This window comes from Thermoactinomyces sp. CICC 23799 (assembly GCF_016055145.1).
Lineage (GTDB): Bacteria > Bacillota > Bacilli > Thermoactinomycetales > Thermoactinomycetaceae > Thermoactinomyces > Thermoactinomyces intermedius.
Genome location: NZ_JAECVV010000001.1, coordinates 305,827 through 328,660, shown reverse-complemented (window position 1 = coordinate 328,660; position 22,834 = coordinate 305,827). Strand labels below are relative to the sequence as shown.

Here is a 22,834-nt window from a genome sequence, read left to right as displayed (position 1 = left end):
CTTACAGTAATTCATTTTGAATTAAATAAGCCAATGCCACAGCACAGGCATCAGATTCATCATCAGTTTGAAATTTATAATCAGACGGAAGGCTTAGCCATTTCTTAACTGATTCTTGAACATCTTCCTTTGAAGCCTTTCCGTCACCAGTACATAGCTTTTTAACTGTTGTTGGCGGAATTTCTTCCATTTCCCCCAGAGTGAACAGCACAGCCCCAACTGTCCGCTCTAATATCTTCGTTGTCCGATTATGGCGGACGAAGCTGTTTTCTCTTACTTTTACATCGACATCATAGTCATATGTTAGGCTTTCTAAATGCGAGACAATTCTACGCATCTTCTGTATTTGGGAGTGCTTATTGTTGGCTTTAATGCTTCCGCACTCCAATAACTTAACTTTCTTATCCTTCACTTCCAGCACGGCAAAGCCAGGGCTAGAAAGTGATATATCCAACCCTAAAACCGTTAGCTTTCCCATGGCAACCCACCTCCCTTAACCTCGTCGATGTGCTTTAGAATATCCCGCAAGGTTTCGAGTTTGGTTTTCAAGCCCCTAGAAACCTTAGAAGATTTACTTAGTCCAAACATCGTTTCCTCGTACATATCCCTAATCTCTTCAACTTCGTCATCAGTGAGAGAGATAATGCAAGCATGCTTATAGTTGTTGAATACCCACTTATCAATGTCGAGCTTAGGAGGGTTGCCCTCTTTAACCGCTTTGACTATCGCACTAAAACGGTCAAGAAGTTGCTCTCTGTCTTCCTCAGTCACTCGCACATAAAAAGCCCGAATATCCGGGTACTTGTCGTACTCTTCGTGACTCATAAGCCAATCCTTCTTAGACAGGTTTCCATATAAAATAATAAACTCATCAATACCGTAAAGAAGTGAATAGCCAACAAGCTGAAGTACGTGGCTTTCAGACGGGCTTTTCATCGAAAAATGCGATGTTCTTGAGTAAGAAGTTTGTTTAGACTTGATTTCAAGCCCGACAATACTTCCATCTTTATATTTCAAGATTCCGTCAGGCATTCCCATCAGATTAACTTCCACGCCGTTCCAAACAATTGTCTTAGAACGCTTTACGAAGTCCTCCCATGCCGGGTATTTTTTAACTTCCTCCCCTAACTGTAATTCCACATAATGCGGCACAAATGGGGGATTTTCTCCAGTAGCTTGTTTGTAGTGCTTATGAATATACAAAAGTTCTTTCTGCACCATTTCACCAAACAGCGTCCCCATCCGTTGCCATCTGCCCCGATATGGGAGGTTTTCTGTCGTGTCTCGCTTCATGCCTTTTAGCTTGCAATATAACTCCCTAGGACAAGAGTTAGCGGATGATGGCGTAAAGTATTTCTTTTTGAAATCTGTATCAGTCGGATATAAAGCAATTTCAGCTTTTGCTTGAAAATAATAAGCTTCCAAGTTGGAATCAGTTTTAATAGGTAGTGAAAACCACGTGTCGAGCATCGAAATAAAGTCACTTACCAACTGGTTTCCTCTTTCCTCAAATTTTTGTTCCTGCAACTCTTTTTTCAGTTCTTCCGAAGTCTTTAGAAACATGTATACCTCCCCTTTCTAACTCTTTTCATCTAACGTATAGGGGACTGTAGGGTATGAAAGTAGACATGCAAAAATAAAAACCGGAGGTATTTTTACCCCCGGCTGAACCATTCTTCTGGCGAAACCTCTTCCATCCACTCGGTCATGATTACGGTGTCAGACTTGAGTGGGACGGAAAGTTTAACCGTTTTTGTCATAATATCGTTAACTAATTTAATATTTTCAGGTGTCACGTCTTCCTCGGGCATTGAAATAATCAGCTCATCATGAATTGAAGCATTCATTTTCCATCCTTTTTCAAGACAAACTTTATACATCCTAGCCCCGTTTTGCTTCAGTATATCACTACCCGTTCCCTGAATAACCGCATTGAATGCTTCCCGTTCATTTTTAGCCGCAAGTGCCCGTGGCTTCCTTAACTCCCGTATTTGTTCCTGAATTTTCTTAAACTGCTCTTGTTGAAGAGGTGTCGGTCTTTCGATTGAGAGAAGTTTCTTTCGTTTCTGGTAAAGCTCCCGTAACTTCGGCTCATTTTGTCTGATTTGTCTTTGGTAATATTGGTATTTCGGGAAACGACGTTTTCTTCCGTAAAGTGTTTCCGTGAACCCATTCTTTCTCATAAAATCAATAGTGTCCTTAACCATGGTGGAGAAAGACGGGAAAGATTCTTCAAAGTTCTTGAAGAAGTCTTCCGCCACTTGCTCGGAAACATTCATTGTTTTAGCAAACGCCTTAGGTGTTTGTTGGTAAGAAACGGCAAGTACGCCTTGTTTCATCAGCTTCCTTGGTTGGAATGAGTTTGTAGGGTCGTAAGCCTTGTCGACACAATATTTCTCATCAAGATTAAATGTCCGCATTGCCATTGTCGTGTAAAGGTCTACACCTTCCACGAAGATGCTTCTTAAAGAATTGTCACCATACCGAGTATACATAATATGGCTTTGGATTCTAGGTTCAATCTGGGACAAATCCGCGCCCACAAACACCCAGCCTTTCGGCGGGACGAAGCAACGGCGAACTTTTTCACCGTTGCCCTTTGACGGAATATTTTGGAGATTGGTTCCGCGTTGTTTCATGCGGTTATCTTTAACCAAGAAACGGACAACGTCAAGGTAGTTATTATCGTTAACATTAATCATGATAAAACTCCCCTCTTTCCTTTTTTAACAACTCAACAAGCCTAAGCATTTTCCGCTCACAATCAGTACTACAAAAGTACTCAATATACATTGACTCGCCTTGTCTTACGTAAATATTAAAAGTACCATCGTCGTAATCTTTTTCCACCATTACGGCATGTTTAAGGTCTATATCTTTCAGCTCATTGTCCACTAGACACACCACCTACAATTTTTTAATATCGTCAAGAACAGCAACATCCCGTGCACGATAGGCATACGACGAATACCTACCTGTTGCGGTTCCGCATGAATCAAACCTAGCTCTCAACTTGCCGTCCGGGTCAAGGGCTTTTGGAATTTTCTTCACGTAAGTTCCAAGAAGTTTTTCAAGTTCCGAAACCTTTCGCAAAGGCTCAAGCTCCGGGTAATCCTCGAAATAAGCCTCCAAAACGTCTTTGGAAACTGCTTTTTCTTTTCCCGGTTTATATTTAGACGTGATGTCCACAATATTCAAGTGTTCATAGATTAGATATTGGATGTGCCGATTGTTTGTTAAGACAAACTCGTGGAAGTAAAAAGGACAGTTTTGTGGTTTGATTTCTCCGACTTGCAACAACTCTTGCTTTGCCTTCTGTAATGTTTGTTGTGCTGTTTTGTACTTCTTCAAATTGGTTTTCCCTTGCTCCTCGCACTCCTTAATAATTTGCTTCTGTTTCTCAATCCGTTCCTTGAGCTTTTTCACCTTTGCTTTTTGCTTCTTCATCCAATCTTGAATCTTATCGCCTTGGATACGCATGTTCATTTTATAAAGCCAGGAATCATCAATATTAAAGGAATCAATTAAATCTTTCTTTGCTTGTTCCAACTCGGCTTCAAACTTTTCTTCAAGTTGTTTCATTTTATTCAAGTCAATCTCAAAACCAGTCTGGAACAGGAAAGCGTCAGTTTCCGGTAACTTACTGTCAACCGTGGAATAACATTTCCACAGGTTGTCAGTTTTCTGCATCATTTTTACCTGCCACTCGGTAAGTTTCCAACCATAAAGAACGTCTTTTATTGCGTAGACTCCCACAAGCTCAATGTTAAACGGAGCAGGGGACGAGCTAGAGAACAAATCTTCGAATGTAAAGACACTTCCTTCAATTCCAAGGAACTTTCCATACTTCTGAACGAGTGGTTTCAATCCATAACTCTCTTCATGCTCATTCAAAATGTACATCGCATCGTGCGTATCAAAAACCGCTCCCCGGATGGTATATCCATCATTCTTTGTGATATTCAAGTCAAACCGGGCAGAACCCATATGAAAGGATTTTCCCTCCGTCTCAGCTTCCATATATGGCTTTAAAGCTTCGATTACCTTTGAGCGGGTTAATTGCTTGGCGTCTTTCCGGTGTTGAAGCTCAGCCGGGATTTTCATACCGTTTACTTCATTAACTCCGTCGATATGGCCATAAGGAAGATAATAACCCTCATCCAATAGCGGAAGCCAACACGAAACGCCAATTGTTAGGTCAATAAAACTATCAACCCCGGTTGACTCATAGTCCCATGCAATTAGACTTTTCACGCCCAAGTCGTCCCATTTGCCTGCCCATTTTTTACGTTGCAAGGTACACTCAGTACGAAGTCTTTTTAGGAATTTCGGAAGTTGGCTATCATCCGTCAGAATATAAAAATTTTTCGGTTTAGTTTCGATAACTTGACGTGCCCTTTGAATCCGCATCTTCTCCTCTCTTCTTTCTTCAATTCCCCGTCCAACCCGGAGAATTTGGGACTTTGTCAGTTTGCCTTCTAACTTGAGGCTTCCAGCTTCCAACTCCTCCTCAACTAACCGGAACAATTCTTCCTCTTTCTGGTTCAACTTAACCGAGTCTCGCAAATACTTAAGTTGTTCAAGAGATGGCATATTTGCTGTTTCAACATCTTTCCGCACCTTCTCCACTCTCTCTTTCATTCCTTGGTTCAGCTTTTCGGGATGGAATTTCAATTTAATTTCCATTCAACAAAACCTCCTTATCCCTATTCACCTAACGTAGTGGGTAGAAATGGGCTGGTAATAGACATTCGCGAAAAAAACTTTTTTCAATACGAAAAAAGGGATAGCTAATCAGCTATCCCATTAGTCGATAATAGTTTCATCCTCGTTCAAAAGCCTAGCAAGAAGATAATACAGCTCATCTATTGCCGGGCATTCAGTATATTCATTAGAGTATTCACTAAAGTATTCATGAAGTTCGTCATACAGCTTATTCGCAAACCGTTTATTGAATTCTAATTGATAAACGACTTCATGCTTTACCTCTGCATGAATGTTACCCATCCCCAACGCTTCCCTCAAGAGTTTGAATTAATAGGGTTAAACTCTATTTTTACACTCGGAACCTCGGTTGCATACGATTCCAATTCGATAGATTGCCAATGACGAATCCAATCGCCATTTAAATACACAAGTTCCAATAGGTGGTTTCCGTTGTCTTTCCGGTCAAACGAAATATACATGAAATTAGGCTTCTTGCTAAACTTGACCTCACAGGAACCATCTAAATTAACCTTCATAAATTCAACATTCGATGGTAAATTCATGTAACCACTCCCTCAGAAAATTTATTCAGACTTCGGAACTTCATCCGCCGCAGGCACTGCAATATATCTAGTTAACCACAAACCAGCTTCATCAAGTTTCGTCATAATTAAAGATTTTTCACGACTCGGTTCCAAAGTTTCGTTTACTACCTTTTGTAAGGAAAGGATTTCTTTCAGAATCTCCATCTTGTTCATACGCAATTCCCCTTTCGCTTATTGATGGCTTTGAGCCTGAAAAAAGGAGTTGCGTTTTTGCAACTCCATTTGCCAAACGTTTACGTGCCCACCTTAATCCGTCCTTTATAGGTTTGTAAATGCTGGTTACTCAGACTACCTCCTTCAATTTACCGTGGCGGAACTATTCGACTCCCTCCACGCTTCGTATTACTCCATGGAAAAGTGATAATCAGTAACGGTTCGAATTCCCCATTTAATACCTTCGTCGCTGTAATCAATCGTAAATTTCCCCGAAGAGTTGAAATCATAGACGTAATCAAGATGTAGAGTGAGAATCCATCCGTTTTCCAGCGTAAAGTCAATGTCTATATACCCGTAGGTATATTCAGTTGGACAACGAACACATCAAGCAGCAACACGCAAAGCATAGCCCGGTAAATAAGTACCTATAAAAGCGCCCTACCGTTTGGTAGGGTTTAATTTTACCAGCGTTAAAGGCGGTTTATCTTTCGACCTAAACTGTTTAACGTATGCCCAAGCCCTTGCTTCGGTTGTATAAATACGTATATTAACGTTATTCCACGATTCGCCCCGGTAATACTCGCCGTTTTCGTCAACGAATGCATATAACGGTTTTAATTCCGGCTCTACAGCTTCTACCATTGAAGCGCTATTGCTCGCTAAAAACTCCGCTATTTCCTTTAGTTTTTCTTCCGATGATTTCTGCAGCTCTTCCGAACTTAAAGAACAAACATACTGTTTATATTCTTCTTGCCGTTTTTTCAGCCTTTCCCTTGCCTGTTTTAGTCCTTTTTTTGTGGGGCGGTAAACGCTGTTTGTCTCACTCATTTTTAACGTCCCCTTTCTTTAATTTCCGGGTTATTGACCGGTCGGCGTGTCCGGCATCTCTGGTAACAGGCACTAATTAGATGTCGCATATCTCATCACACCCAACCGTACAGTCAGGCGCTACACATGCGACATCATGTTTTGCCTGCGCGTAGGGAACCTTTCCTACCTCAATAACCCGGTTATGTTTGGGGAGGGCATCGGGCATAGGGCACGCCACGGTTTCTTACTCCCTATGCCCTTATCGGGACGTGCCCACCTTTCGGCAGTATCTTTACAAACCGTGGAAAGTAGCCTACTTGGTTTTCCCCGTCGCCCAGAGTTAATGACGACTACGCATCCTAATAATCGACCAAAACGGTCGATGTTACAGATACGTAGGCGTAGCGCATAATGCGCTGAGCAAAACAGGAATAGGTTTTAAATGTGAAGTTCCTGTTTTGCTCGGCGCACTAAGCAATTTGAATATGGAGTGTAACCCCACCATTACACCCCGTAGCCACCCTGTTTTGAGCCGTTCTCTGGACAGTGGCTTCCCCGACACGTCCCGGCTATCCCGGAACCCTAGAAGTTTATAAAAAAGAGGATTTAGAAACTCACCTACGGCTAGTGGGTTGGTAATTCCCACATCTCCTAGCTCTGGGTGACGGCTACCTGTTCCGTCCTTAGCCGTTGGTGAACCGTCCAAACCTAAATATTCATATCAGATTTAGAAAGGCAAATCATCGTCACTAAGTTCAACGGATTTATTATCTTTACTGTCTTCAATAGATTCATCATTATCAAGAGGTTTTTCACCAATTCGTGTAACATCAAATCCAATTTTCATTAAGTCTTGAATTTGCTGTTCTCGTGATTTAGTGAAGAACACCTTTTCGAATAGTTCGTGATTAAACTTAGTTCCTTTTGCTTGTTCAAAGTTATTACGTTCGGTATCATTCAAACCCTTATCCAAATTGATAATCGGCTGTAATGTTACTGTCGTGCTGGTTCCAGTACCTTTTTTAGAGAGGACGAATGGAATATTTTCCAAATCTTCCTCATAATCAAGAATGGAATTTGCAATTGCCTCTCCCTGTGTCCGAGACAGGTCTACAACAATTTGATTTCCTGTAGACAAGTCTACGAAGCCAAACATCATACGTTTCTTAGCACGCAAGCCATTGGCGAGGCGTCGCATGGCTTCGGCTTCATCCTCTTTACCTTGAGCTTTAAGATTCTCGGAATCCTCATACATAAGCGGAATTGCTTTATCAAAAAGGTCTTCTTGACCAGAATATTTTAAGCACGGCATGGAGTAAACTCCGAAATTCGAACTTAAATAATAGTCTCCATGTTGCAAATACTCACCGAAATCCAAACCAAGAACGGCAACCTTAATTGAGTCGCCGGATTTTAAATACTTCAAAATTTCTTTGCGGTCTGTTTTTTGTTCTTCTTGAAGAACTTCTTTACCTTGTCTAACAAAAATGCTCATTAAACATCACCTTTTCCTTTTTGTCTTATTTTGCTGGGGTACTCTTCTATCCCCTATTCACCTAAACATATTGGGTGAATACTAGCCCGTAGTAGACATACCCGAAAAAATTTTTTATGCCCAGAAGAACGTCCCGACTCGTCCGCCACCGTCGCTTTCTTGACAGGACCAAGAACTGCAACGAATACTTCCGTCGACTTCACACCAACCATTTAAATCTGGGTATTCTCCGTTGGTCGACGTGTCTTCATTCACTTCTCCGGTAGTACCACACACAGCACAACGAACAGTTTTAGAAGACCCTCCGAATCCGAACATAAGCACCACTCCTAATAGATTAAGATTTTGATTTTGTTGGGATTCTTTTTCTTGGCTTTCTTCGGTAGTGTACCAAATTCAGCTTTATAAGCATTTTCGAGTTCTGGGTTAGCTGGAAGCACCCATCCCTCGTAATAAGCGCATTGTTCAGGATTGTCCAAAAAATACTTACAAACCTCGTGGAAACAACATTTGTTCCTCCCAATGCAGTTTGCGCAATTGTCTGTTATGTCTTTTCTAACCCTTGCCAATACTGATTTTTTGATGGTTTTTCTACTCATCGTTTTAGCCTCCTCTTACCCCTATTTCACCTAACTATAGTGGGCTGAGGAGGCACGGAATTAGACACTGAAAATAAATAAAATAAATTTTTTTGCCCCTTGACTTTTTGAATCCGCTGAGTAAAATATATATAATTTATTTATATAATAATATATTATAATAATTTATAAAAATATATAATATATAAAACTAGAATTACTTCGTAATTCTAGTTTTTCGTCTAGGTTAAGTTATAACTTAACCTAGACGATAATAAAAAAATAAATAATATCTAAAAACATAAATAAAAAAGCTCACGGCAAAATGTTTCCGTGAGCTAAATTTATTTTATCTGCTTAATAAAGTGTCATGAAATTGTACTAATTTACCCATAATCTTACAGGAGGTAACCACAAAAACAACTCATGAAAAGCATTATCATTCCACTTTATTTTCTGTGGATTTTTATTGTTGTTTTTCATTAGTTTCTACATCTTCATTTCCATCCTCTTTTGCTTTATCTTTTTTCTCTTCTCCGTGATTATTTATATCCTCGTTTTTCTTTTCTTCTGTGTCATCTCCCTTATCTAGGAATCCCCCAAATAAGAAATTAAATGTGCTTTGGATTTTATAGGTCAGAGATGCTAACCAACCCTCTTGGCTCCCCGGCGCTTTAATTGGAGGTTGCGGTTTATCTTTAATAGGACTGTCTTCAGGCTCTTTATATTGTTCTATGTTGTTTTGTCTATTATTATTTTCTTGTTCAATTTCATCCTTTTTGATTTTCTCGTCACTGTTATTTGAGCCTTTTTCTTTCTCTTTTTCTGTATCGTCCGCAACTTGTTTAGAACTATTGTTCGTTAAATTCTCCTCGTCTTTCGAATTATTATTTAGGTGCTCCTCAGCAACCATTGTTTGCGCTTGCTCTTCAGTGGATTCTATAATCTTTGTCGGTGAAGGCTTCGTAGTTTCCTTTTCAGCTTCAGTAATGAATATGCTTTTAATTTCAATCGGTTCTATGTCAATAGAAGCGGCAAACGATGCCTTCCCGTTTTTTAATGGCGTGATAGTTCCTAACATCTTTTTCTCACTAGGTGTTTCTAACCAAACCTGTAACACTGAATCTGGTGATTTTTTCTGCAAATCCTCAATACTTAAAATAACTCGGTTCGGTGTGATATAAGCTTCTCCATATGCACCCGAAACCGATGATGTTAACTTCAATTTCTTGACAGGAGTCCCAAAAGCTTTCTCGAGTTCGCTAATGCTTGCGTATTGTGATTGATTTTCTATCGTTGCTCTGGCATTTGCTAATTCATTTTTAAGTTGCTTATTCTGCGATAAAACAATTAAAGTTGAACTAAGGAACAAAATACATGCGGCAATTGCTGAGGCTAAATAAATTTTATACTTGTCCAGCTTTGGTTTATTTTGCCCCTCCTGCTTCTCTTCATTTTCTGCCTCTGAACGTGCATTATCCAAAATCTTCTCCCGCAGTGAAGCGGGAGGCTCTTCTATGTCAATCCCCAATTCGAGGCTCAACGCTAACTCCTCAAACCCGTATTCTTTTTTACTTTGCATGCCCTTGAACCTCCCATTTTTGCATCTGCCTCCTCAGCCTATTAATTCCCAGCTTTACTCTGCTTTTCACCGTGCCCAAAGGAATGTTTAATAACTCAGCAATTTCCTTTTGAGTATGACCTTGTATGTACATCAATTCAATTACTTTTCTCTGGTCTGGCGGCAATTTTTTTATTTCTTCTTTAAGCTGGTTTGTCATAACTGCCACATCTAAGTCTACTTCAGATTCCCTTATTTCGGCAAGCTTATCTATATCTACTTTAGTAAATTTGCTAGATTTCCTCATATAGTCAATTGTTGTGTTTTTGGTGATAGTAAGAAGCCAGGTCGAAAGCTTTTTACTCTGGTCGAACAGATGCGCTTTTTTCCATATTTTCATAAAAACGTCTTGCGTAATCTCTTCAGCGCTGTATCTATCACCATTTAGGAGTTTCAGGGCATACGAGAAAACCAACCTCCCGAATACCCTATACAACTCATCCAAAGCATTTAAGTTTTTCTCTTGAATTTCCTTTATTAGTCTATTTTCATCTTTATAGGACATACCTATTCCCTCGTTTTCCTATATTAGAAGTAGAAAACCATTTCTCAGTATAACTAATATACAAATCGATTTAAACACATCCGAAAAACATGAAAAAATACTAATCCAAAATAAATACTTCTACGTAGTAATAAATAGATACGGAAAGACACAATAAAAAATAAAAAAGTTGTAATCCATATCAAAAACTCGTGCGTAGTCTTTTATAGAAACAAGCAATTCACCTGATGAGAAAAAAATTTAAAAAAGTAGTAATCCAAACAGAACGTATATTCGTATTCTAAGATGAAGACAGTGAGAAATCAAGAAATTCAACATTTATACAAAGGGGTTAGGAGAAACCATGCAACAAAATAAAGTGTTCACCTGTTCCGAGGAATTCGGAAAAGAAGACGCAACCTCCTTAATCGCCGAAACATTCGCTATATTCTTAAATCAAAAATATGGAAAAGAAGTCGTGCAAGTGAAGAAGGAGAATAAGTGACAAGTGAATCCCTCAACTAAATTGACCACTCTCGGCTTTGTTCATAAAATAGGTCCGATGTTAACTATAGGACCGATATTAACTAAGGAGTGGTTAAGTTGAAGAACAAATGTGCCATTTACGCAAGGGTTTCAACAGACAGACAAGCAGAATCAGTGACACACCAAGTTTCATTGCTTCGTGAATACGCAAAAGTTCGTGGGTTGGGCGAGGTTCCGGATGATTGTATTTATGAAGACACCGGATTCTCGGCATATAGCCTTGATATATGGGCAAGACCAGCCATGAAGCGATTACTACAAGATGCTGAGAGAGGTAAGTTTAATGTCGTCTTGTTCAAGGGGATATCACGACTTGCGAGAAATACACAGGAAGCTTTGGAAACGCTAGAACGGCTTAAGTATAAAGGTCTACGTGTTATTTCATATGAGGAAAATTATGATTCGTCTAGACAGGACAGCAGTTTTGCATTCACTATCCACTCTGCGGTTGCGGAGTATGAAGCGGAGAAAATAGCTATCCGGGTACTTCTCGGAAAGAAGGAAGCCGCAAAGACGGGTAAGTGGAATGGGCGTCCTCCATTTGGGTATAAGGTTAACGAAGACGCACGCCTCCAAGTTTTCGAGGAGGAAGCAAAATATGTCAGGAAAATGTTTCATTGGTATGTTAACGAAGGAATGGGGATGGCAAAGATTGCCCAAAGGTTAAACGAGTTGGGTATTCGAACAAAATTCGGAAGTATATGGCGTAAAAACAGCGTTAAACAGGTTCTCACCAATGAGACTTACTTAGGAAGAGTAGTTTATAACAAGCGGCGGCAAACAAGAATAAAGGATTATACTGACTCGGAAAGAGGCAGAAAAAGAATTGTCTATACGGACAAGGAAGAAAAAGAATGGATTGTCTGTGAAAATGCCCATGAGCCGATTGTGGAGAAGGAAATATTTCAAGAAGCACAAAGACTCATGAAATCAAGGCATGGTACAAGTTGGGTGAAGCCCGGCGGAAAGCCAGGGCAATATCCCCTATCTGGGATTCTGTTCTGTGGAGAATGCGGAGGAATTTTTTACCACCACAGAAGGCAATACACCCGAGTATCTAAAAAATCAGTAGCTCGGTATTATGTGTGCTGTAATACTCCCCAATTTAAAGACCAGCCTTATGTTACCTGCTCTGCCCCTTCCATACGTGCCGAGCGAATAGAGGAATACGTGGTTACACTATTACGTAGACGCTTAAAACAAGCACTGAAGAAAGGAGACATTTTTAGCCATCTGTCTACAAATGGTATGAAAAAGGATGATTTGAAGCAAAAGATAAGGGAAGTTGACCAGAAAATCAACAAGATTAATGAAAAGACAGCGGAGTTGTACTTTGAAAAAGAAAGTATGATGCCTGAGCAGTACAATTACTTACTTAAACGGTTAAAGGGTGAGTTGGAAAAATTAGTGATTGAGCGGGGGGAATTAGAAAGGGAAAAGCTCCTTGTGGAAGGGCATGAGTCGCAAAAGAAACTGCTCATGAAGGATATAGAGGAGTTCATGGAACTAGACATTAACAACCTAGGCAGATTACGTGTCATCCTCTCAAAATTCATCGAAAGGATTGATTATAAAGACGGTCATTTGAGAATTAAGTACAAGTTCTCACGCTGACAAGTACCCGTTCTTTCCCGCGGGTACTCCTGGATAAAATTCAGAATATTAGAACTTTTATTCTTATGTCTAATTTAAGACCCTTCCGCCACCTATAAGTTGGGCGAAAGGGTATAAAAGGGAGGTTATATTAAGTGGGAAGTCCACATAATGTTCACAGTCGACATCGTTAACTTAGTTGACTAAGGTATTTTTTATATGCTATAATCCGCTTAACACATCGAAAATTTCTATGTTGACTATATTGACTAAGCGGATTTATATAGCCCAAAAATTTCCGCTGATTTTTTATCGGAAAGTACTTGACAAATTACAAAAAACGCTTTAAAACCCGCTTTTCATTTTTTCAGAGTGCCTCTAGTGGACAGTTAAGGTATACTTCGTCCCGGCCATAATCCCCGTCCGCAAATGGGGGTACTTTTTCTTTCGGAAGGACGGGTGATTCAGTTCGGTAATAAACATGGTAGGCACACCGTGCAGGCCTGTACACTTTTCCTTTTCCACGATCTCCAGCACTTTTCCGGCATCAAAGGTGATCAAGGGAACCAAGGCCGCCCCGACACTGAAACCGGCAAGGGTGCCCAAGACGCACCCGAAGCAATGAAAAAAAGGCACCGGAATACAAAGGCGGTCTTTCTCCGTCAATTTCATGCACTCTGCGATATTGCGCCCGTTGTTGATGATATTGTGGTGAGACAGCATCACGCCTTTCGGAAATCCGGTGGTGCCGGACGTGTACTGCATGTTGATCACATCATCCGGATGCAAAGATGCCTGCCGGGCTTTGACTTCCTCTTCCCGGACCTCCCGCCCCATTTCAACAAGGTCCTTCCAGCAAAACATCCCGGGAGCCGGTTTGTCATCGAGCAGTATGACATTTTTTAATTTAGGCAATCTTTTGGATTTTAAACGGCCGGGCGGGCAATCTTTTAACTCCGGGCATATTTCATAAAGCATATCAACATAGGATATGCCTTTTACTTCCCTTTCCAAAATCAGCGTCTCCGTGTCCGATTGCTTCAGCAGATATTCCAGTTCGCGCACGCGGTAATTGGTGTTGACCGTAATCAAAACCACCCCAGTCATGCCGGTGGCAAATTGGGAAATCAACCATTCCGGTTGGTTTAAAGCCCAGATGGCCAGGTGGTGTCCTTTGCCCAGCCCCAGCTTGATCAATCCTTTGGCGGCTTCCATCACCTTTTCCTGAAAGTCCTCATAAGTCCAGCGAATGCCTTTTTCCGGATAAATCACCGCTTCTTTTTTCCCGTGCAGCTTCACTTGTTCGTCCAGCAAATCCCCCAGCGTGTAATGAACCAGTTCCGCCAAGATATGACCTCCCTTTTCAACAGCCGATTTCACGTGCAATGATATTGCGCTGAATCTCCGAGGTTCCTTCCCCGATCTCGGTCAATTTGGCATCGCGGAAATACCGCTCCACTTTATAATCGTGCATATATCCCCAGCCGCCGTGAATTTGCACCGCTTGATTGGCGACTTCCATGGCCACTTCCGAAGCAAACAATTTGCAGATGGAAGCTTCCTTGGTAAACCGTTTTCCCTGATCCTTCAACCAGGCAGCTTTATATACATAAGTCCGGGCCAATTCAATTTTCATGTGCATATCCGCCAATTTATGTTGAATCGCCTGAAACTTGGACAGGGATTGGCCAAATTGTTTCCGTTCTTTCGCATACTTCAAAGCCAATTCATAGGCCCCTTGCGCGATACCGACCGCCATGGCCCCGATTCCGATGCGGCCCCCGTCCAAAGTGATCAAAAACTGTTTAAACCCCTGTCCCCTTTCCCCCAGAATGTTTTCTTCCGGAACATGCACATCCTCCAAAACCAATTCGGTGGTATTGGAACTGTGTAACCCCAACTTCTCATAATGATCAAGCACTTGAAACCCGGGAGCATCCGTCGGAACGATAAACGCAGTGATTTCTTTGCGGTCCCCGGATTGACCGGTCACGGCGGTCAAGGCCAGATACTTTGCATAACTGGCATTGGTGATGAAACATTTGCTGCCGCTGATGACCCACTCGTCCCCTTTTTTGACGGCGCGGGTTTTGGTTCCTCCGGCATCGGAACCGGCATTGGGTTCAGTGAGTCCAAAAGCTCCCAGGGTCTTTCCTTCACACAACGGAACCAGATATTTCTCTTTTTGCTCTTTGGTTCCAAAGAGATAGAGCGGAGCACATCCCAATGAGATGTGAGCAGAATAAGTGATTCCGGTGGAAGCACAAACCCGGCTCAATTCCTCCACAGCAATGGCAAAGCTGATCGTGTCCGCACCCGCTCCCCCGTATTCTTCCGGAAAAGGCAACCCCATTAATTTAAGATTGGACATTTTCTGAAAAATATCCTTGGGAAAGCGCTTGCTTCGATCCCTTTCATCCGCTCCCGGCGCCACTTCTCCTTCGGCAAAGTCACGCATCAAAGATCGGATCATTTGTTGCTCGGATGTCAATTCGTAGTTCATGTTTCCCCACTCCTTCGGTCCGAATGACAGCGTTTTCATTTTTATTATAAATTTTTTTATTCTATTTATTCAATCATTTTCGGTTATTCGCCCCAAACCGGCCCAAAATTGTCCGAAACTTATTTGCAATGAGGGTTGAAAAGGGATAAAATTGAATCAACAAAAAAGAAACGCACCCGGTTGGGTGCGTCAAACCATCAAATTTATTCGAGGAAATCTTTTAAACGTTTGCTGCGGCTTGGATGACGCAATTTGCGAAGAGCTTTGGCTTCAATCTGGCGAATCCGTTCCCGAGTCACGCCAAAGACTTTCCCGACTTCTTCCAACGTGCGGGTGCGTCCATCATCCAATCCAAAACGTAAACGCAAAACATTTTCTTCCCGTTCCGACAAGGTATCCAACACATCTTTCAACTGTTCTTTCAACAACTCATAAGCCGCGGCATCCGCTGGTGCTTGTGCATCGTCATCCGGAATGAAATCGCCCAGATGGGAATCATCTTCTTCTCCGATCGGCGTTTCCAATGAAACCGGCTCTTGGGCAATTTTCATGATTTCCCGTACTTTTTCAGGGCTCAACCCCATTTCTTCGGCAATTTCTTCCGGTGTCGGCTCCCGGCCGAGTTCTTGCAACAATTGACGGGACACGCGAATCAATTTATTAATGGTTTCCACCATATGAACCGGGATCCGGATGGTGCGGGCCTGATCGGCAATGGCGCGGGTGATGGCTTGCCGGATCCACCAGGTTGCGTACGTGCTGAATTTAAATCCTTTACGGAAATCAAATTTTTCAACGGCTTTGATCAGCCCCATGTTTCCTTCCTGAATCAAGTCCAAAAACAACATTCCCCGTCCGACATACCGCTTGGCGATACTCACCACCAGGCGCAAGTTAGCTTCAGCCAGCCGCTGTTTGGCTTCCTCATCCCCCTGTTCAATCCGTTTCGCCAATTCGACTTCTTCTTCCGCAGTCAGCAAAGGAACACGGCCAATCTCTTTTAGGTACATCCGGACAGGGTCATTGATTTTGACTCCCGGCGGAACATTTAAATCATCATCCACAAACTCTTCGTCATCAACCTCGGTTTCATCAAAATCAGCGTCGTCTTCTTCATTGACCACTTCGATTCCCTGATCGTGCAGGTGTTCAAAAAACTCATCCATTTGTTGGGAACTTTGGTCGAAAGGAGACATTTTTTCCATGATCGTTTTATAAGATAAAACACCCTGCTTTTTGCCTTTTTCCACCAATTGTTCTTTGGCTTGATCCAAAGTTAGTTCCATTTCATTTTGTTTGTTCGCCAAGTTCCTTTCCTCCTCCTTTCTGATGAACTCGTTTCCTAAATCCGCATATGCAACTGATTACGCAACTGCGTAACTTCCTTTAACAACTTTGCGGCTTTGACGGGTTCATCAGCACGCGATAGTTGTTCAATCTGTCTCTCCTTTTCTTCAATCTGTTTCAGGAGAGGAACATCTCGTATATGGTGAACACAATCCCTCAATTCCTTTTCCGAAATCTCATCGGGCAACTCCATGAAAGCAAGTTTTGCCGCCACTGATTCCAGTTCGGGATCGGTCAAGGTACGGATAAAGGCCCCGGGATCTTCCGGACTGTCCCGGTCATAGTAAGAATAAAGATAAGCTGCCAAGACGGCATAAATTTCTGTATTGAAATCAGCTCCCAAATGGGTTTTTACCCATTCCGTCACTGATCTGCTTCTCATCATATGGGCAATCAGGTACATCTCCGATTTCTCGGCAATCGACCGGGGTTGGGCACCTCCGATCAAATGTTTGCCAATCTCCTGATACCCATTATTCCACTTGGAGCCATCTTTATCCCTTTTGCTTTTCTGCTTTATCCGCTTTGCTTTCCGCAGTTCATCTTTCAGGGCATCCAATGAAAGATGAAACTCTCCGGCCAACCGGCGAAGATAGTGATCCTGTTCAATGGCTTGAGGCAACCCGGCAATGACACCGACCGCTTCGGCCAAATATTTCATGCGTTCGTCTTCATCCTGCAAATCATATTTTTTCTTTAGGATTTCCAATTTAAATGCCGTTAATGGCATGGCCGCCGCCAAAATCTCTTCTTTAAACGCCGTTTTCCCGAACCGCCGGATGTATTCGTCCGGATCCAATCCCACGGGCATTTGCGCGACTTTGACCGTGCATCCTTCATTTTTTAACAGCTCGATTCCTCTGAAAGCCGCATTCTGACCGGCTTCATCGGAATCGTAACTCAAAATGACATGATCTGAATTTCTCTTCAGGATTCGTGCTTGGGTTTCGCTCAGAGCCGTTCCCAACGTCGCAACACCATTTAGAACCCCTGCCTGCCAGGCAGAGATCACATCCATGTATCCTTCAAACAGAACGGCTTTGGAATGTTTACGTATGTGAGAACGTGCACGATGAAGATTATATAAATGATTCCGTTTATGAAATAAGATTGTATCAGGACTGTTTAAATATTTCGGTTGTCCGTCTCCCAATGCCCGCCCGCCAAAGCCGATCACTTTTCCCTGGGCGTCATGAATCGGAAACATCAGGCGATGTCGAAAACGGTCATAATATTTTTTAGTGTATCCTTGTTCACGCGATGTGATTAATCCAACTTTTTCGAGGATCTCTTCGGAAAACCCTCTTTTTTTAAGGAATGACAGCAGAAATTGAAAAGATGAAGGTGCATAACCAAGTTGAAACTCTTTGACAGCCTCCGGCTGAATTTCCCGTTGCTTGAGATATTCTCTGGCAATGCGGCCATACTTTGTGGAAAGAAGCACATAATGATACAACTTTGCAGCCAGATCGAGAGCTTTTCTCATTTGCCGGCGCATTTGTTCCTCTTCATCGGAAAGATCTTCCGCCACCGGCTTGGGAACCGGAATACCGGCTTGTTCAGCCAAATGCGTCACGGCTTCGACAAACGTGTATTGCTCCAGCTCCATGACAAATTTGATCACATCTCCGCCTTTGCCGCAACCGAAACAATAAAAAATCTGTTTATCAGGCGCGACTGAAAAGGAAGGAGTTTTCTCTGAATGAAAAGGGCACAATCCAAAATAATTCTTACCGCTTTTTTTCAGGGAAACGGTCTGTTCAATCACATCGACAATATCATACTCTTTTCTGACTTGGTCAATGACTTCATCAGGAATCCTTCCTTTCATATCCATCACTGCTTTCTAAAGAATTCCTAATAAAAGGTATGGATGGATTGATTCCCCTGCACGAATGTTAACTATTCGCCAACATTCGGCAAACTCCTCCTTCAATCCTCTTTTTATAAAATGGCAATATCTGCAAATAGTGCTGTGACCTTTCCCTATCCCCTTATTCTACATTAAAAATCGCTTCTCCTTCTACGTGCCTTCTTTTAAAAATCAGGAGGATAAAAAACCAGGGGAATGAATTCATCATCATATCATTGCATTTTATTATAATTTTGTAAAGAAATCTTTTTAAAGAAAAAATACCCAACGTGTGGGTATTTTTTTTAAATAAATTTATTCTAGTACTACTTTCATATTCTTGCAAGCTTATTTCTCCAAAAGAACGGCTTGTGCGGCGGCAAGCCTGGCCAACGGAACCCGGAAGACTGAACAGCTGACATAATTCATCCCGACTTCATGGCAAAACCGGATGGATTCTTTTTCTCCGCCGTGCTCCCCGCAAATGCCGGTCTTTAAGGCAGGTTTTGTTTTTCTTCCTTTTTCCGTCCCGATGCGAACCAGCTGCCCGACACCTTCTATGTCAAGGCGAATGAACGGGTTATCCGGCAGGATTTTCTGATCCACATAGGTATGCAAGAATTTGCCTTCCGCATCGTCCCGGCTGTAACCAAACGTCGTCTGGGTCAAATCATTGGTTCCGAACGAGAAGAAATCGGCTTCTTCCGCAATTTGGTCTGCCGTCAAGGCAGCTCTCGGAATCTCGATCATGGTCCCCACCTGATATGAAACGCTTACATTTTCATCCGCCATGACTTCTTCCGCCACTTGTTCAACCAAGGCACGCATCCGCTTCAATTCCTCCACATGCCCCACCAGCGGGATCATGATTTCCGGCTGTACCCGGATGCCTTCTTTGACGGATTCCACTGCCGCTTGGAAGATCGCTTCCGCCTGCATGCGGTAAATTTCAGGATGAATGATCCCCAGTCGGCATCCCCGGTGCCCAAGCATCGGGTTAAACTCATGGAGGGAACGCACTTTTTTCAGCAAATGTTCTTTTTGGCGATACGCTTCGGTGCCTTCCTGTCCGGCCACTTGCATTTTGGTGATTTCCACCAACAAGTCCTCCATATTCGGCAGGAACTCATGCAGCGGAGGGTCCAGCAACCGGATGTTGACCGGTAATCCGTCCATCGCCCGGAAAATTCCTTTGAAGTCTTCTTTCTGCATGGGCAAAAGTTCATCGAGGGCCTGTTGTCTTTCTTCCTGGTCATCGGCCAGAATCATCCGTTGCACGATCGGAATCCGTTTGGGATCCATAAACATATGCTCCGTGCGGCACAATCCGATTCCTTCCGCCCCCAGTTCCCGTGCTTTTTCCGCATCTTCCGGATTATCGGCATTGGTGCGCACCTTCAGCCTTCTGATTTCATCCGCCCATTTCAGCAATTCCCGGAACTCGGGAGTCAATTCGGGATCCTTCATCGGAACTTCGCCGATAAACACTTGCCCGGTTCCTCCGTCGATGGACAAAACATCCCCTTCCCGGAGGGTCACATCCTCCACGGTCACCGTTTTTTGACGCAGATCGATTTTCAACTGTTCACATCCGCATACGCAGGCTTTTCCCATTCCCCTGGCGACCACGGCAGCATGGCTTGTCATCCCGCCGCGGCTTGTTAAAATCCCTTGTGCCGCCAAAACACCGTGAATATCTTCCGGCGTCGTTTCCGGCCGGACCAACAACACCCGTTTGCCCTCTTTGGCCCAGGCTTCCGCCGTGTCCGCGTCAAAAACAATTTGTCCGGAAGCCGCTCCGGGTGATGCGGGCAATCCTTTGGCCCATGCAGTCAACTTGGCATTGTGGTCGATCCGGCGGTGTAACATCTGTTCCAATTGTTCCGGTTCGACCCGCATCAGGGCCTCTTCGCGCGAGATGATTCCTTCCCCGGCCATCTGAACGGCAATTTTCACCGCGGCTTGCGAGGTTCTTTTGCCGGATCTCGTTTGCAGAATGTATAATTTTCTATTTTCAATCGTAAACTCAATATCCTGCATATCCCGGTAAGCGCTTTCCAATTGGTTGCAGATGCGGACCAACTGCTCATAAACATCCGGCATCTCTTTTTCCAGATCAGCGATCGGTTTGGGAGTGCGAATGCCGGCCACCACATCTTCCCCTTGCGCGTTAAACAAAAACTCTCCGTATAACTCTTTCTCCCCGCTGGAAGGGTTTCGGGTGAAGCAAACCCCCGTCCCTGATTCATTCCCCGTGTTCCCGAAGACCATGGTTTGCACATTGACGGCCGTTCCCAAATCATCCGGAATTCCGTTCATTTTCCGGTAAATTTTGGCCCGGTTGTTATTCCATGAAGAAAACACGGCCACAATGGCTTGTTTCAATTGCTCCATCGGCTCCTGGGGGAAAGGATGTTTGGTTTCCTTCCAAATCAATTCTTTAAACGCGCGAATCACTTCCTGCCAATCCTCTGCATCCAATCCGGTATCCAGTTCAACCCCTTTTTTCTCTTTCACCTTTTGGATGACTTGTTCAAATTTGTAATGATCCACGCCCAACACGACATCCCCGAACATTTGGATAAACCGGCGGTAACAATCATAGGCAAAGCGGGGATTGCCGGTTTGTTCGGCCAGGCCGGCTGCCGTTTGGTCATTGAGCCCCAGATTCAAAATCGTATCCATCATGCCCGGCATGGAAAATTTGGCGCCAGAACGGACCGAGACCAGCAACGGGCGCTTGGGGTGGCCCAATTTTTTGCCGGTTTCTTGTTCCAGACCGGCTATCGCTTCTTTCACCTGTTCCATTAATTCTTCTTTTAACCCTTCCCCGCTTTTCAAAAAGTCATTGCACGCTTCGGTGGTAATGGTAAATCCAGGCGGAACGGGCAGACCGACTCGGGTCATGTCGGCCAGATTCGCCCCTTTTCCCCCCAACAAATCTTTCATGTCCCTGTTTCCTTCGTGAAACCGATAGACCTGTTTCAAACCCACGGCTATTGTCCTCCTTTTTGAATGATGTCCAGAATGAGATTTGCTGTTTCTTCCACGGCTTTGTTGGATACGTTAATCACCGGGCATCCCAGGCGGCGAATCACCCGTTCTGCATAATCCAGCTCCTCCAGGATCCGCTCCATGCTCGCATAGTTGGCACCGGAAGCCAGCCCCAATGCTTTCAGCCTTTCCGTCCGGATGTGATTCAATTGTTCCGGATCAATGGTCAGGCCGATAATGCGATGTGAGGGAACTTGCAGCAGTTCTTCCGGCGGTTCCACTTCCGGAACGAGCGGGACGTTGGCCACTTTAAAGCGCTTGTGGGCCAAATACATGGACAGCGGTGTTTTCGAGGTCCGGGAAACCCCCACCAAAATGACATCGGCTTTCAACAGGCCCCGCGGATCTTTGCCGTCATCATATTTCACGGCAAATTCGATCGCTTCCACTTTGCGGAAATAATCTTCGTCCAACTGATGGATCAGCCCCGGCTTGTATTTGGGTTCATGCTGAAACAGCTCAGACATGCCTTGAATCATCGGCCCCATGATATCCACATAAGGGACTTTTTTGCGTCCGGCCTCTTCAATCAGGAGCTTTTGCAATTCCGGAACCACCAAAGTAAAAGCAATCAGCGCATTTTCCTCTTTGGCGGCTTGTACCGTCTCCATGACGGTATCCGCATCGTTCACATAAGGGATGCGGCGGATTTCGATTTCTCCCCCGTTAAACTGGCTGGAAGCAGCTTTGACCACCAGTTCTGCTGTCTCTCCCACGGAATCGGAAACGACATATACGACTCGTTGTTTTTCTGACATATAAGGTCATACTCCCTCCCTTAATTTCTTCAAGGTTGTCCAAGCTCAACGAAAACTTTGACCAGCGTCGTCTTGCTGATCCGGCCGATCACTTCCAGTTGCTGTTCATCCCCGTCGATCGGGCGAACCACCGGCAAAGAATCCACTTCATGGCGCATCATCTGTTTCGCCGCATAGTAAAGGGTATCTTCCGGCTTGCAAGTGACGATATTCGGCATCCGGGTCATCACGACCCCGATGGGCATCGATTGCAAATCTTGCTTTCCCATCGCCGCCTGCAATAAGTCTTTCCGTGACACAACACCGACCAGATTGCCTTCTTTTTTTATTACGTAGAGCGAACCGACATCTTCCAAAAACATGGTACAAATCCCGTCATAAACCGATGTGTGTTCCTGTACGACCACCGGGCGGGATTTGTAATCTTTCACCTGCAAATGGCGGATATGTTCCCCCATCAGTTGGTTCGCGGTCTTTCCCGAGTAAAAATAGCCGACACGCGGTCTGGCTTCAAGAAAACCGGCCATGGTCAAGATGGCCAGATCGGGCCGCAATGTGGCTCTGGTTAAGTGAAGTTTGTCGGCGATATGTTCTCCTGTAATCGGACCCTCTTCCTTGACAATCTCCAGGATTTTCTCTTGACGCTTTGTGAGCTCGATTTTTTCACACCTCCCGTGAAAGCCTTGCTTTTATTAATTGTGACATACTTTTGATCAAAAACCCAT

At 43.5% G+C, this 22,834-nt stretch carries 20 protein-coding genes; 1 reads left to right on the top strand and 19 read right to left on the bottom strand.

The window, feature by feature from the left end; genetic code table 11:
- Position 1: 1 nt before the first annotated feature.
- The 12 genes from I8U21_RS01760 to I8U21_RS01705 form a co-directional block, all read right to left on the bottom strand.
- Positions 2-478 (bottom strand): crossover junction endodeoxyribonuclease RuvC, encoded by a 477-nt coding sequence (locus I8U21_RS01760; protein ID WP_198053106.1) that lies wholly within the window; start codon positions 476-478, stop codon positions 2-4.
- Entirely contained in the window at positions 466-1,563 is a 1,098-nt protein-coding gene (locus tag I8U21_RS01755) for a hypothetical protein (protein WP_198053105.1), read from the bottom strand. Before I8U21_RS01755 ends, I8U21_RS01760 begins: the two co-directional genes overlap by 13 nt.
- A gap of 92 nt (positions 1,564-1,655) precedes the next feature.
- Positions 1,656-2,702, bottom strand: a complete 1,047-nt coding sequence (locus tag I8U21_RS01750; RefSeq protein WP_198053104.1) for a DNA polymerase — start codon at positions 2,700-2,702, stop codon at positions 1,656-1,658.
- Positions 2,695-2,895 carry a hypothetical protein gene (locus tag I8U21_RS01745; protein WP_198053103.1) on the bottom strand — a complete coding sequence of 67 codons (201 nt, stop codon included), beginning with the start codon at positions 2,893-2,895 and terminating at the stop codon, positions 2,695-2,697. The genes I8U21_RS01750 and I8U21_RS01745 overlap by 8 nt, the downstream gene beginning before the upstream one ends.
- Positions 2,896-2,907: 12 nt before the next feature.
- On the bottom strand, positions 2,908-4,686 hold the full coding sequence (locus I8U21_RS01740; protein WP_232337429.1) for a DNA polymerase: 1,779 nt from the start codon (positions 4,684-4,686) through the stop codon (positions 2,908-2,910).
- Positions 4,687-4,806: 120 nt separating this feature from the next.
- A complete protein-coding gene (locus tag I8U21_RS01735; RefSeq protein ID WP_198053102.1) occupies positions 4,807-5,007 on the bottom strand; it encodes a hypothetical protein in 201 nt (66 codons plus the stop codon).
- A 284-nt stretch (positions 5,008-5,291) separates the two neighbouring features.
- Complete coding sequence (locus I8U21_RS01730) at positions 5,292-5,465, bottom strand: Acb2/Tad1 domain-containing protein (RefSeq protein ID WP_198053101.1); 174 nt, start codon at positions 5,463-5,465, stop codon at positions 5,292-5,294.
- 441 nt (positions 5,466-5,906) lie between these two features.
- Positions 5,907-6,296: a hypothetical protein gene (locus I8U21_RS01725; protein ID WP_198053100.1), complete on the bottom strand. Its 390-nt coding sequence runs from the start codon at positions 6,294-6,296 to the stop codon at positions 5,907-5,909.
- 709 nt (positions 6,297-7,005) lie between these two features.
- A complete protein-coding gene (locus I8U21_RS01720; protein WP_198053099.1) occupies positions 7,006-7,773 on the bottom strand; it encodes a hypothetical protein in 768 nt (255 codons plus the stop codon).
- Between the two features lie 329 nt (positions 7,774-8,102).
- Positions 8,103-8,372, bottom strand: a complete 270-nt coding sequence (locus I8U21_RS01715; protein WP_198053098.1) for a hypothetical protein — start codon at positions 8,370-8,372, stop codon at positions 8,103-8,105.
- A 445-nt stretch (positions 8,373-8,817) separates the two neighbouring features.
- Positions 8,818-9,933 carry an anti-sigma factor gene (locus I8U21_RS01710; protein WP_198053097.1) on the bottom strand — a complete coding sequence of 372 codons (1,116 nt, stop codon included), beginning with the start codon at positions 9,931-9,933 and terminating at the stop codon, positions 8,818-8,820.
- Entirely contained in the window at positions 9,923-10,477 is a 555-nt protein-coding gene (locus I8U21_RS01705; protein ID WP_198053096.1) for an RNA polymerase sigma factor, read from the bottom strand. The genes I8U21_RS01710 and I8U21_RS01705 overlap by 11 nt, the downstream gene beginning before the upstream one ends.
- A 582-nt stretch (positions 10,478-11,059) precedes the next feature.
- On the opposite strand from I8U21_RS01705, the gene I8U21_RS01700 reads away from it, so the two are divergent.
- Complete coding sequence (locus I8U21_RS01700) at positions 11,060-12,616, top strand: recombinase family protein (protein ID WP_198053095.1); 1,557 nt, start codon at positions 11,060-11,062, stop codon at positions 12,614-12,616.
- A 357-nt stretch (positions 12,617-12,973) separates the two neighbouring features.
- Here the strand turns inward: I8U21_RS01700 and I8U21_RS01695 are convergent, their stop codons facing one another.
- From I8U21_RS01695 to ccpN, 7 genes are all read right to left on the bottom strand, one after another.
- Entirely contained in the window at positions 12,974-13,942 is a 969-nt protein-coding gene (locus tag I8U21_RS01695; protein ID WP_181730924.1) for an AMP-binding protein, read from the bottom strand.
- Positions 13,943-13,958: 16 nt separating this feature from the next.
- A complete protein-coding gene (locus tag I8U21_RS01690; RefSeq protein ID WP_181730925.1) occupies positions 13,959-15,098 on the bottom strand; it encodes an acyl-CoA dehydrogenase in 1,140 nt (379 codons plus the stop codon).
- A gap of 203 nt (positions 15,099-15,301) precedes the next feature.
- The gene (gene rpoD, locus I8U21_RS01685; RefSeq protein ID WP_181731216.1) at positions 15,302-16,384 is read right to left on the bottom strand and encodes an RNA polymerase sigma factor RpoD; all 1,083 of its coding nucleotides are present in this window, start codon (positions 16,382-16,384) and stop codon (positions 15,302-15,304) included.
- Between the two features lie 56 nt (positions 16,385-16,440).
- A complete protein-coding gene (gene dnaG / locus I8U21_RS01680) occupies positions 16,441-18,276 on the bottom strand; it encodes a DNA primase (RefSeq protein ID WP_232337428.1) in 1,836 nt (611 codons plus the stop codon).
- Positions 18,277-18,645: 369 nt separating this feature from the next.
- Positions 18,646-21,291, bottom strand: a complete 2,646-nt coding sequence (ppdK, locus tag I8U21_RS01675) for a pyruvate, phosphate dikinase (protein ID WP_181730927.1) — start codon at positions 21,289-21,291, stop codon at positions 18,646-18,648.
- A 2-nt stretch (positions 21,292-21,293) separates the two neighbouring features.
- Positions 21,294-22,109: a pyruvate, water dikinase regulatory protein gene (locus I8U21_RS01670; RefSeq protein ID WP_181730928.1), complete on the bottom strand. Its 816-nt coding sequence runs from the start codon at positions 22,107-22,109 to the stop codon at positions 21,294-21,296.
- A gap of 29 nt (positions 22,110-22,138) precedes the next feature.
- Complete coding sequence (ccpN, locus tag I8U21_RS01665; protein ID WP_181731217.1) at positions 22,139-22,768, bottom strand: transcriptional regulator CcpN; 630 nt, start codon at positions 22,766-22,768, stop codon at positions 22,139-22,141.
- Positions 22,769-22,834 lie beyond the last annotated feature (66 nt).

Coding starts and splice junctions, on each gene's coding strand:
- I8U21_RS01760 (WP_198053106.1), bottom strand. CDS start 478: ATGGGAAAGCTAACGGTTTTAGGGTTGGATATATCACTTTCTAGCCCT.
- I8U21_RS01755 (WP_198053105.1), bottom strand. CDS start 1,563: ATGTTTCTAAAGACTTCGGAAGAACTGAAAAAAGAGTTGCAGGAACAA.
- I8U21_RS01750 (WP_198053104.1), bottom strand. CDS start 2,702: ATGATTAATGTTAACGATAATAACTACCTTGACGTTGTCCGTTTCTTG.
- I8U21_RS01740 (WP_232337429.1), bottom strand. CDS start 4,686: ATGGAAATTAAATTGAAATTCCATCCCGAAAAGCTGAACCAAGGAATG.
- I8U21_RS01735 (WP_198053102.1), bottom strand. CDS start 5,007: ATGGGTAACATTCATGCAGAGGTAAAGCATGAAGTCGTTTATCAATTA.
- I8U21_RS01730 (WP_198053101.1), bottom strand. CDS start 5,465: ATGAACAAGATGGAGATTCTGAAAGAAATCCTTTCCTTACAAAAGGTA.
- I8U21_RS01725 (WP_198053100.1), bottom strand. CDS start 6,296: ATGAGTGAGACAAACAGCGTTTACCGCCCCACAAAAAAAGGACTAAAA.
- I8U21_RS01720 (WP_198053099.1), bottom strand. CDS start 7,773: ATGAGCATTTTTGTTAGACAAGGTAAAGAAGTTCTTCAAGAAGAACAA.
- I8U21_RS01715 (WP_198053098.1), bottom strand. CDS start 8,372: ATGAGTAGAAAAACCATCAAAAAATCAGTATTGGCAAGGGTTAGAAAA.
- I8U21_RS01710 (WP_198053097.1), bottom strand. CDS start 9,933: ATGCAAAGTAAAAAAGAATACGGGTTTGAGGAGTTAGCGTTGAGCCTC.
- I8U21_RS01705 (WP_198053096.1), bottom strand. CDS start 10,477: ATGTCCTATAAAGATGAAAATAGACTAATAAAGGAAATTCAAGAGAAA.
- I8U21_RS01690 (WP_181730925.1), bottom strand. CDS start 15,098: ATGAACTACGAATTGACATCCGAGCAACAAATGATCCGATCTTTGATG.
- rpoD (WP_181731216.1), bottom strand. CDS start 16,384: ATGGAACTAACTTTGGATCAAGCCAAAGAACAATTGGTGGAAAAAGGC.
- dnaG (WP_232337428.1), bottom strand. CDS start 18,276: ATGAAAGGAAGGATTCCTGATGAAGTCATTGACCAAGTCAGAAAAGAG.
- I8U21_RS01670 (WP_181730928.1), bottom strand. CDS start 22,109: ATGTCAGAAAAACAACGAGTCGTATATGTCGTTTCCGATTCCGTGGGA.